Source organism: Dyadobacter sp. HNCC25DJ185 (assembly GCF_056895195.1).
In genome coordinates, this window is the sequence record NZ_JBXHAR010000010.1 from 134,975 (window position 1) to 152,054 (window position 17,080).

Here is a 17,080-nt window from a genome sequence, read left to right on the forward strand (position 1 = left end):
ACTAAATCCTCCTGCTAAAACTCAGCGCAACCCCCGTCCGGTTATTGCCGGCGGGGAAGCTGAAAATATTCCAGGATGTCCGCTGGTTGCGCATTTTCCTTTGTCTGGCCAGATTCCAGGTGCTGAGCAGCATCGTCGTGGTGCCCATGCCGATGTTGACCATTGACAATGTTCGCTGCGCGCCCGGTCTGTAATCATTCCAATACCCTGAATCTTCTTTAGAACTGAAACCTATGGCGCCGATTGTGATTTGGCCTGCACCGGCCAAAAGTCCCAGGACAGGAGCTGTTTTGTTGGTGCTTCCTGTGGATAAGTCGATGACATTCATGGTGTTGAAGGTCAGGTTGGCTCCCGTCAGCACTGCGGAACTGATCGCATATGCAGGCTTGATATTGTTGTGGAGTTGTGTCGCCTGTGGTCCGTAAGTGGGTTGGATCATCGCACATTCCTCTTTGGTAAGCCCGCTCGCGGCAATCCATTGGTCCACAGCTTCATCATCCATTTCCATCACCGTATCATATTTGTGATTTGCATTGATGGCGTCGGCTGCCTTTCGCCCTGCCGTTTGTTCGATCAGGTAACCGACGGCACAAATGGTGTTGTCTTTATCGATGAAACATGGTTTTCGCTGGCCTAAATAATCGTAGTTCTTGGGGAATTTGCCCGCGAGGGAGTAGGAGTGGAGCAAGCCGAGCAGTTTGTGGCGTTTGCATTTGAGTTCCCTGGATAGCGATGAGACGTCCTTATGGCGGAGCAGTTGCTCAACATATTGTAAATGTGTCTTGACCCTGAGATCGTCATCGGTTTTTTCGTCTGGCTTAAAACCGAATTTTTTTACGAAGCTGATATCCCCGATAACGGGATTAACGAGGTTTCGGCGGTCATTGTTACAGCCTGAAAACAGCAGGAAAAGGGATAATGGAAGAAGCAGTGAAGTGATTTTCATGCCAGGAACGGTTAGTTTGAGTAGATTTTGTGGCGCCTGGGAAGCGGAACAGACTTAAGAAAAGAAATTTCCTCAAAAGGTTGTAACCTGCTGATTATTAGGTTTTAAAAACCAGGAGATAACGAAGAGGGGCTAACTTTTTTTGCGCTCGGGGTTTTTTATCAACAAAACCGCCATCAAAGCGCCGGTCAATGCGAGCGCAGCCGAAATGCGCATGATGACAGCATAAGCATGGATGAAAGATTGATGGTACGCTTTTTCGATATTCGGCTTTTGGGTGGCGGACATTTGGGCTGGGACCTGGGCATCTCCCAGATTTCGGGCCTCCTTCAAAACGATATTTTTTGTTGTGGGCTCAATGGGCATATTTTGGATTTGATGGGTCAATTCTCCCGAAAAGAACAGCACGGCCAGTGCTCCAAAAATAGCATTGGCAAACACATTGGCCACCCGTGTCATCGCATTGTTGATCCCCGAGGCGGTACCCGAAAAATGCTCGCTGGCCGAGCCCATAACTGCTGCGGTAAGAGGCGCAACGGTGAATGACATCCCCAACCCGAAAACCAGGACTCCCGGAAAGAATGTACCCCAATAGTCGCCCGGGCCAGAAGTTTGCCTTACGAACGATAGAATGAGCAGTCCCGCTCCCGCCGTGGCCGGCCCGATGATGAGGAAAAGTCTTGGACCATATTGGTCGGCTAAATTTCCAGCAAACCGCGCCAACGAGATCATCAAAATCGTAAAAGGCAGAAATGTCAGTCCGGATTGCAGCTGGCTGTACCCCTGCACCTGTACGAGGTTCAGCGAAAGAAAAAGCATTCCGCCCCCAAGTCCGGCATAAAGGAAAAAAGTAAGCAGGTTGGCACCGCTGAATGTCAGGTTACGGAACAATTGAAGCGGCATCATGGGATGCTTGCTCCGGTATTCGATGTAAACAAAGGCGAGCAGCAGAAGGAGGCCGAGGCCCACCGAAATGTAGGTTTGAATGTGGTTAACCCCAATATCCGGAATGCGCAGAAATCCTAATGTAAGTGCGGCCAGCGCAACTGCAATGGTAATCGCTCCGATAAAATCCAATGGTTGGCCGGATGGCGGTTCTTCGGTAACTTTTGCTTTGAACCACAACACCAGCAGTGCTGCCGCCCCAAAAGGTACATTGATAAAAAAGATATAGCGCCACAGCCCGGCATCAGCCAATGCGCCTCCCAGCAAGGGCCCGCCCAGAGTAACCACGGTCGTAGCGGCAGACCAGGTACCAATCGCCCGTCCGCGCTCTTTTTCATTGATTGAAGATGAAATAAGCGAAAGACTGCCGGGAATCATCAATGCGCCGCCAATGCCCTGAAACAATCTGAAAATCACCAGCCACACGACCTTTGGGGCAAATCCGCAAGCCACGGATCCACAGATAAACAGGGCAATGCCGATCATAAAGACCTTTTTACGGCCCAGATTATCGCCTAGTGTGCCGCCGATCAGAATCAGTGCGGCCAGCATCAGCAGGTAGGAATTCAATATCCAGAACAGGCCGCTACCGGTTGCCTGCAGGTCTTTCTGAAGTGCCGGCAGGATCACATTCAACGCGGTACCATCGATGAAAGCCATCGCTGAAGCCAGTATGGAGGATACCATGATCCATTTTCCTTCTCTGCTTCCCAGCGATACCGTTGTCATATTAATAGCGATTTTAAGCCATGGTCAATTCAAAGAATTAATGCAGATAATTCAGAATTTCATTGATACTGGAGAGCTGAATGAAATTGTTGTGTTCGGGTGTCTTTTCGTGTAGCTCATGCAGCCAGGTCGTGTGATAGGGGATGTGTGCAGCGTAAGCGTCCAGTTCAAGTACGGGAAGGATGTCGGAATTCACAGAATTGCCCAGCATCAGGAAGTTTGCTGGCTCGCATTTAACGTTTTTCAGTAATTTCCGATAGTCACCTGAGCGCTTGTTGCTCATGATCTCGATGTGATGAAAATGCTCCTGCAAGCCCGATTTGTTCAGTTTTCGCTGCTGGTCGAGCAGGTCGCCTTTTGTGGCAACGACCAGCATATATCTGCCGTGCAGGTTCCCGAGCAAGTCTTCCACACCTTCCAGTATTTCAATGGGTTTCTCGAGAAGCTCATGACCGAGCGCAATGATGTCGTTGGCGAGTTTCATGCTGGCGGTGTGATTGGTAATGGTACCTGCCGTTTCGATCATGCTGAGCACGAAACATTTGATGCCATACCCATACATCGGCAGGTTTTTGACCTGTGTCCGGTATAGTTCCCTGGAAACCTCCGGCGCAGGCAGGTAGTCGGCGAGGAGGATGCAGAATTGCTGCTCGATCTGCTGAAAGTAGGGTTCGTTTACCCAAAGCGTATCATCCGCATCGAAAGCAATGACCTTGATATTTTTGTGCATGGTTATCTTTAATTTTATCCCGCAAAACTCGGCTGAGAAATTACGCATAAAAAGGACATTTGTCCCAAGCCAGCAATATGTTACGGACCAATCTTTCTTTTTTAGCTTTCATTGAGGACCTTTTCAAAAGGCAGGAGGGTAAAGAAGGCGTCCTCCTGAAAACGTTTCCCAGGGGAACCCGTCTTCTGACGCAAGGCAGCGCGGTCACGGAGATTTTCATCATCAAGCAGGGGATCAGTAAATGTTTCCTGAGCGAGGAGAACGGCAAGGACTTTATCGTCGAATTCCTGGGAGAAGGTGAGATTTCCGGGGAAATCGAGGTAATCAGGAACAAGGAATGTTTGTGTCATATCGAAGCCGTTACGGAAGTCCAGGCCTACTCGCTAAGTATCCCGTTTTTCAAGTTACTCCTGGCTGAAAATCTGGAGTTCAATCATCTCTTACTCGCCGAAATGGCGGAGCGGGTCGCAAATACCTCCAGCCGATCTTCCGCACAGCAGCTGTATTCGGTTGAACACGGTTTAAAAAAGATCCTGTTATTCCAATCCAAACAAAATATCGCCTTGTCTAAAGAAGATATGGCGGCGTATTTGGGGATTACGCTTCGGAGTTTAAACAGGGCGTTGAAAGGGTGGAAGGGTTGATTGGTCGGGTATTTCAAAAGAGTCGGGGGAAAAGAAAATCTGAGAGGATATCGATCAGTCCCAGGTCTCCAATTTGTTTTAGAAAATACTGCATTTAATATCACTCCCACCAATTTCATTCATGCGGTTTTGGGTTCCTTCGATTACCTATGCGCTGGTAATGATCGTGGGGCACCAGTTAGGTTCAAATGACCATTTCTGAACAGGATGTGTTCCGTTTGGGACGTATCAAAAGGAGATGTTTAAATGTAACCGAGTGGTTTGGCACAACATTTTTCAGTGTAGTAACTGGCCAGGCAAATTTGCCGGGTGTTTTTAAATTTTATAATCATGAAAAAATTATTATTCGCAATCGCATTGTTCTTCTCAGTTCAATCCGCTTTTGCCCAATCCTTCAGCATAGGCCCGAAAGCTGGCCTGAACATCAGCAATTATACCGGCGGGGACATCGAATCGGATGCATTGGTGGGTTATCATTTGGGTGGTATCCTGAACTACGGTTTTGGTAAAGTATTTTCTTTGCAGCCTGAGGTGCTTTTTTCTACACAAGGGGCGAAGGTGCAGAACGGGAATACTAAATCTGATTTCAAAATCAGTTACGTTACCATTCCTGTTATGTTTAAATTCAAAAGCGGAGGCGGATTCTATTTTGAATTCGGGCCTCAGGCGGGATTCAGGACTTCTACAAACATTCCTGATCAGACCTTCAATCATTTTGCTAAGAATCTTGACCTGGCAGCAGCTGTAGGCATTGGATATCAATCGCCTATCGGACTTGGAGTTGGGGCTCGCTACGTAGCTGGGCTTTCAAAAGTAGGGGATTTTTCGGGTCAGCCGATCAATCCGGACTTCAAGAACAGTGTAATCCAGGCGAGTATTTTCTGGGCGATACCGCTGGTGAAGTAGTTGGTATCTGAAGATGATGTGGACCACTGTGGGCCGGGGACTTACTACCCGGTTCACAGTGGTCCTTTTTTTAAAGGAACGTAAGCGGTTCAGCCCCATTTTATTGTCCAGGTTACTAGCGGCCAGACAGAATATTTTTATTTTTACCTTAAAAAAGAAAATCTAGTACTTTCTGTTGATCATGAAGTCATGGGCCGCATCCTGATCCTCCTGCTTTGTATGGAATTTGGGGCTGTACTGAGCAGCAACGGGCAGCTTTATTATCACATGGATGACGAGCAATTCTTTTCTTTGCCAATCACTCAAAAATTGATATCCCTTTCTGAGCCGGACACATTGCTGTTAAACGCTGCCATCTTCCAGGCAACGAACAGGGTCCGCAGAGAAAACGGACTGCCCGTTTTTCAATACGACGCCTGTTTGTACAGGGCCTCTTTCGGCCACGCCAATTCAATGATCATCAGGAACTTTTACGGGCATAACAATCCTTACAGCCCCTTCGAAAAAACAGCTGAAAAGAGGGTTGATTTATGTACTAAAAGGTTTCGGAGAGTTGCGGAAAATATCGGGCGGTACCAGACATTAGTGAGTAAGGACATCTTATTGGTTCACAGGAACAGCAGGACGGGCCAGTATGAATTCCTGGACCCGGACGACCATAGCAGCTGTCAACCATTCACTTACGGGGCGTATGCACTTCACGTAGTCAATCAGTGGATGTCATCATTGTCTCACCGGAACAACATCCTGAACGGCGCGTACACTTACCTTGGTTGTGCCGCTGCGCTGTCTTCCAATCCCTACCAGGAACGAAAGATACCTTACGCGAGCGTGGTTCAGAGTTTTGGTGGGGAGCATTAATAACTGCATTTCCAAATAGGAGGGCTGTCCTGGCATACCTTTTATAATGTCTGTGCCCTGTAACAGAGAAAGTATTCATCAAACTAAAAAAACCTTATATCATGAAAAAGTCCATCATTTTTGCCTTTGCTGCCATGTTGTGCGCGGCAACGGTTTCCTTTTCACAAAGTACTACAGGCTCGGTCGGGCAGCCTGCCAGTCACAATAAGCAGGGTCAGGGTGCGCAGCCCGCCGGCCAGAATAAAGGAAGCCAGGCAGCCCAATCTGCCGACCAGAAGCAAACTTCCGGTACGGCGTCCGGTGATCAGGACAAGCAAAGCCACGGTGCCGCCTCCGCCAACCAGAACAACCAAAGCCAGAACAGTCCCCAACCTTCCGGCGGGTCCAGCTCAGTTACGAGTGGGCAAGGCGATGACACTAAATCAAGTGCGCGGCCGGGCGGCGCTACACACGAGAATGCAAACGACGTGGGGAAATATTCCGAAAGTGAGGACTCCAAATCGCTTCTGAATTCAAAAGAAGCGATTGCCGAACGCAAAAAAAACCTGACCGAGCCGGACACCGTCATGAAAAAAGGTAGCGGCTCCGCTCCAAAAAACATGAGAAATCACACCGGCAAAACGGGCGGTTATCAAAACGGGGCAGCTAAACGCAACGACGGTCTTCATTGATCGCTGACCGGCAAAAAAAAAGAGAGCCTGTCCGTATGTGGATAGGCTCTCTTTTTGTTGCACTACCGGTTCAACGCATTCATGAACTTTTCAGGATACGTCTTTGCGCTTTCTGGAAAAGTCTGATGAATCGACGTGCGCGTAGATGGGGTCAAATGGCTATGTGTTTTTAAGTAGTCATTGTAAAGCGCTCGTAGGTCGTTGTGATGGTTACCTCCTTAACGCCAGCACTTGTGTAGATCCGTCGTGTTGCAACCACTACTAAGGTCCCGTCAGGCTGTACCGAGACTGATTTAGGGAGAGACTGTCTGAAGAAAGGCTCCTCAGAATCGTCTGATAACACAGTCAATTGTTTAAGATCTTCTGAAAACGTAAACCACCGGGAAACAACTTTCATATCATAAGCGAATGTATAAGCGGAATCAAAGGGAATTATTTCGATTCCATCCCATACTTTCCCCTTACCCATCCGCAAAAACTGCTCTGGCCAGGCTTGGGTAAAGGTAAATGAAGGCTCAGGATTTACGTTGGAAGGTTTACCAATGTTAATTATGGCGTATGGACTCGTTAATGTCCCGGTCTGCAGCTCTGTTATTTCGGACAACAGGTTGGTGGACGACTCGCCGTCCAGATTTACATCGAGCGCTTCACTGGTTACCGAACTGATGATTCGGTATTTGCCATGAAACTGCTGGTACAGGGCATCCATATCCTGCGATGGTTGGGGTGAAGTATGCTCGGATTTACAACTAAGGATCTGACTCAAAATGAGCGCAAGCAGGAAGAAATTTTTCATTGCCATATTTTAAATACACCGAAAGTTACAAAAGGTAAAAGCGCTTGCAGGTCATCCTGTATTATCATATTGTGAAATCCGCAGACTCACATAGCGCTTCCCCCTCTCATGCTTCTGTGTCATCCAGTTGAAATAAAACTTCTACAGTCGTATCAAAAGCCTTGGCCATCCGCAAGGCGAGCACCGTGGATGGGATAAATTTTCCTGTTTCGATCGCATTTAAACCCTGTCGTGATACTCCGATGTGTTTTGCGAGATCGGCCTGTGTCCAGTTTTTCTTGGCTCGTTCAACCTTTATCGTGTTTTTCATGCGCCGTACTTTTTTCCCGAAATGAACCAGCCTATAAAATAAAATAGCCAGCAATAGACCACCAGATGCCCATAGCCAAACCAGCCGGGGTTCGAAATATTACAAAGGCTTAGCAAAAACAACAGCATCATCAGCATGGCCGTCAATGAGAATCCGATTACAACAGCTTCCAATTGAACCCGTTGTTTCACTTCGTCCATCACAGAAAAGGCTTTGATGAGCTTCAAAATGAAAATGGAAAATGCGATGATAGGCACGAGGGCAACAACGATTGATACAGACGGGCTGAAAAGGTGGTGTTTGAGCAGCCATGTCGCAGGCAGATAGGCGGCCCCGTAAATAAGGGCGAAGATCACAGCTTGTTGGTTCACGGTTTTTCTATACTGTTCCATCTTTTTTAATGATTTTGTTTTACGCAAAGATATGTAAACATTTCTTTATGTCAAGTATTGTTGACATAAAGTCTATAATAGTGGCTATTTTTTTGAAAGATCTTTTTATTTATCGGATGTCGTGGCGGAATCGGAGTGCTGCTGTTTGTTTATTACCATAGGCAGTGGCCTGCCTTGCCCGGTCAGTCTGCGTAGCCGTAACATTGGTGTCCGACACCCGGCGCAACGGTTCCTGAACGTATTCACGCGTAACCGGCTTTCCAGAACTGTGAAAGGCCCCGGCGCCAAGATCCCGTATCATTATGAAGTCAGGTTGTGATTGGAGATACATGCCGGCTGGAGTCGGGGTGCGGCCTGGTTTGAGCTTTTCAGGATCTGCCATATCTACCCGAGTCGGATAGACGGTAAATGTGGGTTCAGTACCAGCGAATTTAAAACCGCCTAATTTGCGGACCATGCTATGGGCCCCATCGCAGCCAACGAGCCATTTGCTATGAAATGACCGGCCTACTGAGCGGACAGTAACGCTATGATCGGTTTGATAAAAGCCAGGATCACAAGTCCGCATCTGATTGTTGCGCCCAAGGTTTCTTAGCAGCGGACCCATAGCGTTTTCAAGCTCCTGCTTACGTTGTGCCAAAAGCGGCTCACACTATCCCTTAATTCCTCAGGAGGGTCAGATTCCCGGTGTGTCCTTTGGTGTGCGGTAATGATTACCATTATATATCAGAGTCCTGCCCGTTGGGGCAGGACTCTGAAAGGTTTTAAATGACCATTACAAAGTGGCCATATCAATCACAAATCGGTAACGGACATCACCTTTTTCCATCCTGCCGTAGGCAGTTTGAATGTCCTTGATGTCAATCAGCTCAATGTCGGAAACGATATTGTGCTCCGCGCAGAAATCAAGCATTTCCTGGGTTTCGGCTATACCTCCGATGCCAGATCCTGCAATGCTTTTCCGGCCTCCAAGCAGACTGAAGGCAGCAATTTCTGCGGGCTTCGGCGGTACGCCGACGCAGATCAGCGCCCCGTCTGTTCTCAGCAGGGACAGGTACATGTTGAAGTCATGTTCAGCGGAGACGGTATCCAGTATAAAGTCGAATGTACCCATGGCGGCTTTCACTTGTGCTTCGTCGGTGGTGACCACAAAATGGTGCGCACCCAGCTTTTTGGCATCTTCCTCTTTTTTAGGAGAAGTGCTCAAGACAGTCACCTCTGCACCGAACGCAACGCCGAACTTCACGCCCATATGGCCCAATCCACCAAGACCCAGTACAGCCAGTTTATGTCCTTTTCCGACTTTCCAATGCCTGAGCGGCGAATATGTCGTGATACCTGCGCATAGCAGGGGAGCTACGGCGGCCAGGTTTAATTTTTCTGATACATGCAGTACAAACTCTTCCCGTACCACGATCGTATTAGAGTAGCCGCCGTATGTCGGTGTTTTACCGTCACGTTCAAAACCATTGTAAGTTTGGGTGTTGCCTTCCAGACAATACTGTTCAAGATCTCTTTTACAATTCTCGCATTCCTGGCAGGAATCGACCATGCAGCCAGTTCCGGCCAGGTCTCCCACTTTAAATTTCTTGACATGATCTCCGACTTTGATCACCCGGCCTACGATTTCATGGCCCGGGACCATCGGGAATATCCCCGGAAACCATTCATTCCGGACCTGATGCAAATCGGAGTGGCATACGCCGCAAAATAAAATATCAAACTGAACGTCGTGCGGTCCCACTTCCCGGCGCTCAAAAGTCCATGGAGCTAACTCTGCGGCGGGGCTTTGGGCAGCGTATCCTCTTGTTTCTATCATTTTATGGGTTTGTTAAGTTTGAATAAAGGTAGACAGTAGTTTGATTTTTGGATTGCAAGAATCAAACAATTGAATTAACAATTCAACCAAACCGGGCACGGTCGTTGAATGAGCGATAAGTATCTACCTGGCTTCATCCAACCGATGGGCTTTCCTTTCGGCATAAAACCAGATCAAAGCATTGCCTGAAAGCGAACAAACAATATATCAAAAACGGACATTGATGTATGTTGATCTTAACATAATTATTTGTAAATCAAATAATTAAAATACTGGTACAGTCATTTTAGACAATTAAGAACTTTTCACTGGAACATCTAGCGCACAAAAAATGAAAGCACTGTTTTTAAATCTGGCCCTGGCCCTGTCAGCCTTAAATTCGATCAAAGCCCAATCGCAACTGATTGATACACTTGTTCCTGTTGGTACTTACAAACTTCATTTTACGATCATGAAAGGAAACGGCACGCCGATCCTTTTTGAAGCAGGTGGCGGTGACGATGCAAAGGTTTGGATAAATATTTTAAAACCAGTTGCAGACATTACCGGAACTACGCTCATCGCATATGACCGGGCCGGTTTCGGAAAAAGTAGTATCGATACGACCAGGCATGGGATCCTCAATGGTATACTTGGATTAGAAACGGCCTTGCAAAAGCTGGGGTATATTGGCAACATGATATTGGTAGCTCATTCGCAGGGCGGATTGTATGCAACCCTTTACGCGTTCAGACATCCGAATGAGGTAAAGGGAGCTGTGTTGATTGATGCCACTACAAGCTGCTTTTATGAGGAAAACAGACTGAAAGTCACCCAGCAATCCATTGATAGGGGAATAGAGAAAGTCAGGAAGTCTAATCCTGGTTCATACTATCAGGGGACCGATTTTAGCTCTAACATTGAATTGGTCAGAAAATCGCCTTTTCCCGCAAATAGCCCTGTAACTGATTTTGTTTCCGAAAATCCCCCGTTCAGCGACGAAAAAGACAGAGCCGACTGGAAACTGTGCCATCAGGTGTTTGCGAATGTCTCACCTAATCGAAAAGGAATAATGGCTTACGGATGCGGTCATTTTATTTTTGAGGATAATCCTCCGTTGGTTGTTAATGCGATTGTGGACGCTTATGTTCAGACGATTGATCAGAAGACGGGCTATGAGGTGCTGAAACGAGGCATTGCCTATTCGATAGCCGCTTCTAATATGAGAAGTAAGGATGAGGCAGCTTACCGGCATTCGGAAACTAACTTCAACTCCTGGGGGTATGCCTTATTGCGGGAAGGTGATCTGCAAAAAGCGCTGAAGGTATTTAAGTTAAACGTGGATCTATTTCCCGGCAGTTGGAATGTATACGACAGTTACGGCGAAGTCCTGTTGAAAAATGGTCAGAAAGCCGAGGCAGTAGAAATGTATAAGAAATCGGTCGAACTAAACCCCGCAAATGAAAACGGGAAAAGAGTACTTGAAAAGATTTTCAAACGATAAAATCAATTCGCGTCAGGCTGAAAGTATGGAGGGTGAAACTTAGATTCCACCCCTTCATTTTACCAGGGGCAGTTGGCTGGCGCAGGAAAGTACTCTTGACAGAAAAATTCCCCCTCCCTTGAAGCATCCTGAACAATCAAAGCGTACTTCGCGATGCGAACGCCTCAGGAAAAACTTTGGACAATGGCTTCCAGGTAATCCTCGTTATTGGATTTGTTAAACACAATGTCCCGGCACTGGTTGAACCGGATAAATGCTTTCAAGGCTTGAATAAACTTTTCAATAATACCTTGTTCCAGTGCAACAGCTTCAAAATGAAGGTTATGAACGATCAGCACCTTTTGTTTACGATCTGCTTTGGCGTCCATCCTTGCGATAAATGTTTCTCCCGCCAGTATTGGCAATGAAAAATAGCCGTACTGACGTTTTGGAGCCGGGACGAAACATTCGATCTGGTAATCAAAATGGAAGAAGTCTTTTAAGCGGTGACGGAAAACATTGAGGATATCGAAGGGGGAAAGGATGAAGACCTCATTGGAGATTTTAATGTCAACTTCCTGATCGGGCAGCATGTAGAGCGGGCCTTTCAGGCCTTCGATGACGACCGGCTTTACTTCGCCGGCCCGGGCCATTTTTTCAAGTTCCTTTTTGACCAGGTTATCTTTCACAAACCTTGCGCGCCAGGCCATTTCCTTGGCATAAGCAATACCCAGCGCGCCCAGGGTCCTGTGGATGACGAAACGCGCGTATTCTTCGGCTGTGGGCATGGTGAGGTCCGTTTCCTGGGGCACTAAGTTGACTGGCAGCCCATAAACCTTCTGAAAGGCCTTTGTGCGGCTGATCATCAGCTGCCCGTCGAGATAAAGCCTTTCGAGCGCCACCTTGGCAGGTCTCCAATCCCACCAGCCGGAACTGGCTTCCACCCGATCGTTCTCAAAATCACCAACCATGAGTGCCTCCTCCCGTTCCGCACGGTCCATGATCTGCTTCATTAAATTGATTTCGGGTGCAGTGAGCGGCGCGCGCTGCATTCTAAAAGCTTTTTTAACAGGCAGTGAAAAGCGGAAGTCGCGCATGGGAAGATAGCCTGCATCCGAAGTGAAGTACTCGAAAACGCGACCATCTTCGCAAAGTTCGGACAGCCATTCAGTTTGATAGTCGGGTATGCGTGCGGCCATTACGTGGTGATGGGCACGCTCCACAACATAATTGGTGTCCAGCTGTACGAAACCCAAATGGTCAATCACCTGATAAACAGCTTCAATTCCCATTCCGAACTGTGCCTTTCGGGCGAGACCGGCGGCGGCGAGGATGATCTTCCGTGCTTGCGTTTTGGTGAGGACAACAGATTCCATTGTACCAAGATAGACGATCGGCCTTAAATTCGAAAGGAAGCGCAGGATTGGACAGGCTTTTTTTTGAACGGTTTTATATATACGCAAATAGCTTACTCAGATCCTAGGGACTCATTCGATCGCGCATCAGCCGGGCCGGGTCTCTTTTGTCCGGCTCGGATGTCATAGATCTATTCAATCAAAACAGATTACCAGTGCCAATGCAGAGGGCCTTGCAGTTGGTTAGTGATACCCGTCTGGCATCACTGACCAACTGGATACGCCGGATGAACTAAACATCGATCGCATCATAAACAATCACTTTGTCCCATAGCATACTGCAATCCTTGATGAATTGCTGATGGATCGGATGCGTCTGGTAGCTCGCCTGGTCGGCAAGGTTTTCAAAAAACATCAATTCTGATACCGCCCAGCTGTGATCAACCACATCGCGCTTCTCTGTGTCGGCAACGACGCCGATGCGGAGTTCTTTAATTGCTTCAATTTTTCTCAACGTTTTCAACCCTTCAATGATCCTGTCGCGGTCTGCAACAGAATTGGGGTTTTTAAGCCAGAAAAAGACGTGGTGGACCAACGGATATTTAGCTTTTCCCACATGGGCCGAAGAAGCCATCGCAGCTGCGGTTCCTGCCGCCAATGTTACTGAACTGGTGATAAATTTACGACGCGTGTTGCTCATGTTTTGGTTTATTACATTGTACATACCGTTGTAAGATACATATTTGGTGATCTCAGCCGAAATTTTCTTATCTAAAAGTTCGATAAGTGTTCGAATGTAAATGAATCATTTATAAGTTTTTGACTGTGATGGATATGGTTGCCTGCGGAGAGGATTCCATTCGGACGTTCTGGTGACTGACCTGGATGAATAGATTTGAAAAACCAGTTGACCTGCTCCTGAACTTCAGATTTGCTTTGCAATCAATTAATTTTTCTATTCGTTTCCATAAAAGGGAAATAATATCGAATGGCAATTGAGGATTTCAATCATTTTCAATTTTAACTACTCGGCTTACATATAAAAAATAGCCCGCTTCTCAGTCCCGTAAACTTTGGGAAGTTTTTTCTTGTTTCGCAGAAAATGATCATTGATGCCGGTCGCCGATTATTTTTGAATTCGATAAAGATGGCAGGCATATTCTTCGGATCTACACATATTCTTCCACTCTGATCATTGATCACATCATGTAGTAACTTTTGTGGCCAGATGTAAATAAGTTATAATTGATGCGCGGTTATTGGGGCCATTGCGAGTAGAAATCTTTTGAGGATTTGACTTGCCATGCGTTTTTTATCTGAAGGCGATTTCATCGCACGCAATGGACCTGTTTGTTCCCTGAGGATCAGCCTTTTTGATTTCAATTTTGATGGCTTTATCATCGGACATCATTTGTATGGGGATCTTGAGGTGATATTTAAACAATTTCGGGTCGCCTTCCTTTACGATTTTAGTCTCGTATTTCCTGCCGCCAATCGTCACGACAACTCGCTCGGGTAGTGTGATCCGATGGCGCTCGTCATTCAGAAATCCGATTTCCAACATTTTAGCATTTTGAACGTCTGCTGCATTTACTTCTAATGTAAAATCTTGATTTCTGATTATTGCCCAGTTGTTATAATAGTCGTAAAATCCGATCGCCCCGTCGCTTAGCATTCTCACGTCAAAGTCTTCTTCGGCCTGCCCGGATGTTAACTTGACCGGTTTTCCATGCAAAAAATTATGAACAGGCCTTTCTATGATTTCTTCCTTCCAGCTTTTTATATAGTTCGATAATGTGAATTGCGATTCATTGTAAATTTCTATCCCGGTATCACGCTTTAAATTGGCAAGTCTCTGTATGAGCATTTGCACCTGTGGATTCAATGTGACAACGTTGTCGTTCATATTTGCGAAACCGTTTTTGCTGATACCGTTTGTGCGCATCAATTCCAGTTTGAGGCATGTTAATGAGAGTAACAAGGGTTTCATTTTTTCGGACTCTTCCGGCCCTGAATTTTTGAAATTAGCCCACAAACCTTCGAGGAAGATATCAAACTCTTCCTCGTTCAGGTATTTCCTCATTGATTGCCTCATACCCCCATAGATGTCGAGAGATTTGGGTGATTGAAGAGCGCGTTGTTCTATGGCGGTATAGTAGTTTGATAAAGACACGGCGGAAAACGGATACCTTTTTTTTAAGAAGAGGTCGGTCGCTTCTTTTGTATCTATTTCAATATCAGTCAATAATTGGGCATACAGAAAACACTTCAGGTCGGAGAATGATGAATACATATCTTCGCTTCCCTGTATAAATACCCCCTTTGCACCAAGGTTTTTGTAAAAAGCAAGGTTTTTCTGCATAATGGCAACCGTAGGATATGGATCAAAATAATTGTCAAAATTTACGGCGTAATCCCATAAGTATATTTTATTGCAAACATTTTTCCATTCAGTGAATATTTTTTCTATTTCGGCTTTTGTTTTTGATTGTTCCAGAACAATTCCTTTCGGAAAAGACATTGTACTTATCATTATTCCCGCATTGGAGGCAAGTGTAAATGGCGGGCGGGCCTGGGTAGTAAGATAAGCTGTGCTAAAAAATTCCAATTCAGGAAATACGGATGCCAGCTTGTTTATCAATGTAAAGACGGCTGGGCTTGCATTTTTTTTTGTATTTCCTGCAGATCGGCAGCGATGGCATTCGCATACGATGTCGTTATCATTTGGCATGATCATGAACTTCCTGGATTTCGGATTTTCAGACCGTTGATGGGTGACGAATTTTACCAATGCGTTAAAAAGCTGGGGACTTGAGAAGCAAAATTGCTCGCTGTTCATTTTCCCATCGCTAAACGCCATGGTTGAATCACTGGGTTGAATGGCTTTTCCAATATTGTGTCCCCATAAACCCCAGGTATCTTCGAGCGTATGCGTATGATTTGCCAATCTGAAGTCGGGATCGAAATTTGTGGGGAAATACGGTTCGCGGTATTCAAAAGCAAAATGCTTTGTCCGGTGGAAACCTCTGGCGAGTTTAATTTCTGTAACCTTAGACTCAGCGTTTGTACCTACTTCCGGATTGATGAACGACGAAAAAAAATGGTTAATCGCGATATCAATCCCGCCGGGAGTAGAGCCTTCGATGACAACTTCATTCTTTGACTGAGATACGCTGTACAGTATTTCCTCCTTGGAACGCGTAAAGGAAATTTTTATAACCGATTGATCGGCAACGATATTTTTCAGGCTGGGGGAGAGTGTCACCCCGGTCATTGCCGCAAAAAGCCGGCAAAAGTGGTCGGCACTGGGCAGAAGTGTGGGGTCGGTGACCACAACGCGGGGAGGGATATTTCCCTTTGTATAAATGACGAAATCGTTTGCACTTGAGGTGCACCCGAAGGGAGAAATGATCAGGATCAGAAGGAGAGGTCTGGTCAGATATCCGAACACAGACCTTAAAAATGCTATATATAACCTCTGAATGGTGTAGTTTTTCATGTCGGCAAGCTAGTTCTTATCAATCTGACAGCAAAACTAACTTCGGACTTTGCTTCGAATCCTGGCCTGTTGGCCATGAATTGAGCCTGCACGATTTTTTCTGTGTTTGTTTCGCTGCATTGAGATTTATCCCGCCGAGATGCTGATGTTTTTGGTCATCGCAATGAGTTCACTTTTGGCATTGATATTGAGCTTTTTATAGATATTCTTGAGGTGTTCATTCACGGTTGAAAATTTTATATTAAGCATTTGTGCAGCTGCCTTGTTTGATACCCCGTTTTTCAGGGTTTCAACTAGCTGAATTTCCCGTTTTGTGAGATTTGTAAATGCGCCCGTTGTCGAGGGTATATTTTTGAACAAAAGGTGGCGAACTGCCATTGGGGATATTGGAATACCGCCATAAGGGACTTCCAGGATAGACTCTTTGATATAGTCCGCATTGCTCAAAGTCAGCAGCAGCCCATTTACCCCGGACTGCATTACGCTTTGTGTAAAGTGGGGGTCGATTGTTCTTGACAGAACGACTATTTTACTCACCGGGAAAATCCCTTTTAAGTGATTGACATATTTTGTGCTGACATTTGAGAAAGAGTCGATACTCCATAATATCACATCAGGGGAGGTTTCCAAAAGTAGCTTATCATATGCGCCCTTCAGTTCATCGGTGCAGAAAACGACGGAAAACCGGGGATCGCAAGTGAAGATACTTTTGAGTTTTTCCCTGTAAAAATTATTGGGTTTGATTAGCCCTACCCGGATAATGCGGGCGGGGCTGGAAAATTGAGGTGAGGGCATTTTGAATAACGTTGAGTAATAATATTTGATTTTAATGTCTTGGCCCTGACGGAAGAATTTTTCTTCACTTGGGTACACGGGGGCCTGGGTCGGTATTAGTAACTAATAACATCTTCATTACAATTAATAGAGTGATATTTAGTTAGAAAAACCAGACTTGAATAGCTGCGTGTTAATGTGAAAGCCGAACCCGCATATATTTTATAAGTTTATAACCTAT

General features: G+C 46.1%; 17 protein-coding genes. 5 read left to right on the forward strand and 12 right to left on the reverse strand.

Annotated elements, in window-relative coordinates; translation table 11 throughout:
* Window position 1: 1 nt before the first annotated feature.
* The 3 genes from AC1XUF_RS25940 to AC1XUF_RS25950 form a co-directional block, all read right to left on the reverse strand.
* Window positions 2–946, reverse strand: a complete 945-nt coding sequence (locus AC1XUF_RS25940) for a hypothetical protein (RefSeq protein WP_483344775.1) — start codon at window positions 944–946, stop codon at window positions 2–4.
* 132 nt (window positions 947–1,078) lie between these two features.
* Window positions 1,079–2,620 (reverse strand): MFS transporter, encoded by a 1,542-nt coding sequence (locus AC1XUF_RS25945; RefSeq protein ID WP_483344776.1) that lies wholly within the window; start codon window positions 2,618–2,620, stop codon window positions 1,079–1,081.
* A 37-nt stretch (window positions 2,621–2,657) separates the two neighbouring features.
* Entirely contained in the window at window positions 2,658–3,350 is a 693-nt protein-coding gene (locus AC1XUF_RS25950; RefSeq protein WP_483344777.1) for an HAD family hydrolase, read from the reverse strand.
* Between the two features lie 77 nt (window positions 3,351–3,427).
* Between AC1XUF_RS25950 and AC1XUF_RS25955 the strand changes: the two genes are divergently transcribed.
* The 4 genes from AC1XUF_RS25955 (at window position 3,428) to AC1XUF_RS25970 (ending at window position 6,432) form a co-directional block, all read left to right on the forward strand.
* The gene (locus AC1XUF_RS25955) at window positions 3,428–3,994 is read left to right on the forward strand and encodes a Crp/Fnr family transcriptional regulator (RefSeq protein WP_483344778.1); all 567 of its coding nucleotides are present in this window, start codon (window positions 3,428–3,430) and stop codon (window positions 3,992–3,994) included.
* A 330-nt stretch (window positions 3,995–4,324) separates the two neighbouring features.
* Window positions 4,325–4,900: a porin family protein gene (locus AC1XUF_RS25960; protein WP_483344779.1), complete on the forward strand. Its 576-nt coding sequence runs from the start codon at window positions 4,325–4,327 to the stop codon at window positions 4,898–4,900.
* 189 nt (window positions 4,901–5,089) lie between these two features.
* Entirely contained in the window at window positions 5,090–5,761 is a 672-nt protein-coding gene (locus AC1XUF_RS25965; RefSeq protein WP_483344780.1) for a CAP domain-containing protein, read from the forward strand.
* A gap of 101 nt (window positions 5,762–5,862) precedes the next feature.
* Window positions 5,863–6,432, forward strand: coding sequence for a hypothetical protein (locus AC1XUF_RS25970; protein ID WP_483344781.1), 570 nt, complete (start codon window positions 5,863–5,865; stop codon window positions 6,430–6,432).
* A 169-nt stretch (window positions 6,433–6,601) separates the two neighbouring features.
* On the opposite strand, the gene AC1XUF_RS25975 is transcribed toward AC1XUF_RS25970, so the two are convergent.
* The 5 genes from AC1XUF_RS25975 to AC1XUF_RS25995 all read right to left on the reverse strand — a co-directional run bounded on the left by AC1XUF_RS25975 (window position 6,602) and on the right by AC1XUF_RS25995 (window position 9,749).
* Window positions 6,602–7,228 (reverse strand): hypothetical protein, encoded by a 627-nt coding sequence (locus AC1XUF_RS25975; RefSeq protein WP_483344782.1) that lies wholly within the window; start codon window positions 7,226–7,228, stop codon window positions 6,602–6,604.
* A 106-nt stretch (window positions 7,229–7,334) separates the two neighbouring features.
* Window positions 7,335–7,538, reverse strand: coding sequence for a helix-turn-helix transcriptional regulator (locus AC1XUF_RS25980; protein ID WP_483344783.1), 204 nt, complete (start codon window positions 7,536–7,538; stop codon window positions 7,335–7,337).
* Window positions 7,535–7,930: a hypothetical protein gene (locus AC1XUF_RS25985; protein ID WP_483344784.1), complete on the reverse strand. Its 396-nt coding sequence runs from the start codon at window positions 7,928–7,930 to the stop codon at window positions 7,535–7,537. The genes AC1XUF_RS25980 and AC1XUF_RS25985 overlap by 4 nt, the downstream gene beginning before the upstream one ends.
* A gap of 109 nt (window positions 7,931–8,039) precedes the next feature.
* Complete coding sequence (locus tag AC1XUF_RS25990; protein ID WP_483344785.1) at window positions 8,040–8,570, reverse strand: FAD-dependent monooxygenase; 531 nt, start codon at window positions 8,568–8,570, stop codon at window positions 8,040–8,042.
* Window positions 8,571–8,705: 135 nt separating this feature from the next.
* The gene (locus AC1XUF_RS25995; RefSeq protein WP_483344786.1) at window positions 8,706–9,749 is read right to left on the reverse strand and encodes an NAD(P)-dependent alcohol dehydrogenase; all 1,044 of its coding nucleotides are present in this window, start codon (window positions 9,747–9,749) and stop codon (window positions 8,706–8,708) included.
* Between the two features lie 331 nt (window positions 9,750–10,080).
* On the opposite strand from AC1XUF_RS25995, the gene AC1XUF_RS26000 reads away from it, so the two are divergent.
* Entirely contained in the window at window positions 10,081–11,232 is a 1,152-nt protein-coding gene (locus AC1XUF_RS26000) for an alpha/beta fold hydrolase (protein WP_483344787.1), read from the forward strand.
* Window positions 11,233–11,396: 164 nt separating this feature from the next.
* On the opposite strand, the gene AC1XUF_RS26005 is transcribed toward AC1XUF_RS26000, so the two are convergent.
* The 4 genes from AC1XUF_RS26005 to AC1XUF_RS26020 all read right to left on the reverse strand — a co-directional run bounded on the left by AC1XUF_RS26005 (window position 11,397) and on the right by AC1XUF_RS26020 (window position 16,860).
* Entirely contained in the window at window positions 11,397–12,587 is a 1,191-nt protein-coding gene (locus tag AC1XUF_RS26005) for a winged helix-turn-helix domain-containing protein (protein WP_483344788.1), read from the reverse strand.
* A gap of 271 nt (window positions 12,588–12,858) precedes the next feature.
* On the reverse strand, window positions 12,859–13,266 hold the full coding sequence (locus tag AC1XUF_RS26010; protein WP_483344789.1) for a Dabb family protein: 408 nt from the start codon (window positions 13,264–13,266) through the stop codon (window positions 12,859–12,861).
* Between the two features lie 612 nt (window positions 13,267–13,878).
* A complete protein-coding gene (locus AC1XUF_RS26015) occupies window positions 13,879–16,065 on the reverse strand; it encodes a DUF4838 domain-containing protein (protein WP_483344790.1) in 2,187 nt (728 codons plus the stop codon).
* Between the two features lie 126 nt (window positions 16,066–16,191).
* Window positions 16,192–16,860 carry a LuxR C-terminal-related transcriptional regulator gene (locus AC1XUF_RS26020; RefSeq protein ID WP_483344791.1) on the reverse strand — a complete coding sequence of 223 codons (669 nt, stop codon included), beginning with the start codon at window positions 16,858–16,860 and terminating at the stop codon, window positions 16,192–16,194.
* Between the last annotated feature and the right edge of the window lie 220 nt (window positions 16,861–17,080).

What these genes read in the sequence shown, in the direction of transcription:
- AC1XUF_RS25985 (WP_483344784.1), bottom strand. Translation starts at nt 7,930, where the DNA reads ATGGAACAGTATAGAAAAACCGTGAACCAACAAGCTGTGATCTTCGCC.
- AC1XUF_RS25945 (WP_483344776.1), bottom strand. Translation starts at nt 2,620, where the DNA reads ATGACAACGGTATCGCTGGGAAGCAGAGAAGGAAAATGGATCATGGTA.
- AC1XUF_RS26020 (WP_483344791.1), bottom strand. Translation starts at nt 16,860, where the DNA reads ATGCCCTCACCTCAATTTTCCAGCCCCGCCCGCATTATCCGGGTAGGG.
- AC1XUF_RS25940 (WP_483344775.1), bottom strand. Translation starts at nt 946, where the DNA reads ATGAAAATCACTTCACTGCTTCTTCCATTATCCCTTTTCCTGCTGTTT.
- AC1XUF_RS26000 (WP_483344787.1), top strand. Translation starts at nt 10,081, where the DNA reads ATGAAAGCACTGTTTTTAAATCTGGCCCTGGCCCTGTCAGCCTTAAAT.
- AC1XUF_RS26010 (WP_483344789.1), bottom strand. Translation starts at nt 13,266, where the DNA reads ATGAGCAACACGCGTCGTAAATTTATCACCAGTTCAGTAACATTGGCG.
- AC1XUF_RS26015 (WP_483344790.1), bottom strand. Translation starts at nt 16,065, where the DNA reads ATGAAAAACTACACCATTCAGAGGTTATATATAGCATTTTTAAGGTCT.
- AC1XUF_RS25970 (WP_483344781.1), top strand. Translation starts at nt 5,863, where the DNA reads ATGAAAAAGTCCATCATTTTTGCCTTTGCTGCCATGTTGTGCGCGGCA.
- AC1XUF_RS25965 (WP_483344780.1), top strand. Translation starts at nt 5,090, where the DNA reads ATGGGCCGCATCCTGATCCTCCTGCTTTGTATGGAATTTGGGGCTGTA.
- AC1XUF_RS25950 (WP_483344777.1), bottom strand. Translation starts at nt 3,350, where the DNA reads ATGCACAAAAATATCAAGGTCATTGCTTTCGATGCGGATGATACGCTT.
- AC1XUF_RS25955 (WP_483344778.1), top strand. Translation starts at nt 3,428, where the DNA reads ATGTTACGGACCAATCTTTCTTTTTTAGCTTTCATTGAGGACCTTTTC.
- AC1XUF_RS25960 (WP_483344779.1), top strand. Translation starts at nt 4,325, where the DNA reads ATGAAAAAATTATTATTCGCAATCGCATTGTTCTTCTCAGTTCAATCC.
- AC1XUF_RS25975 (WP_483344782.1), bottom strand. Translation starts at nt 7,228, where the DNA reads ATGAAAAATTTCTTCCTGCTTGCGCTCATTTTGAGTCAGATCCTTAGT.
- AC1XUF_RS26005 (WP_483344788.1), bottom strand. Translation starts at nt 12,587, where the DNA reads ATGGAATCTGTTGTCCTCACCAAAACGCAAGCACGGAAGATCATCCTC.
- AC1XUF_RS25980 (WP_483344783.1), bottom strand. Translation starts at nt 7,538, where the DNA reads ATGAAAAACACGATAAAGGTTGAACGAGCCAAGAAAAACTGGACACAG.
- AC1XUF_RS25995 (WP_483344786.1), bottom strand. Translation starts at nt 9,749, where the DNA reads ATGATAGAAACAAGAGGATACGCTGCCCAAAGCCCCGCCGCAGAGTTA.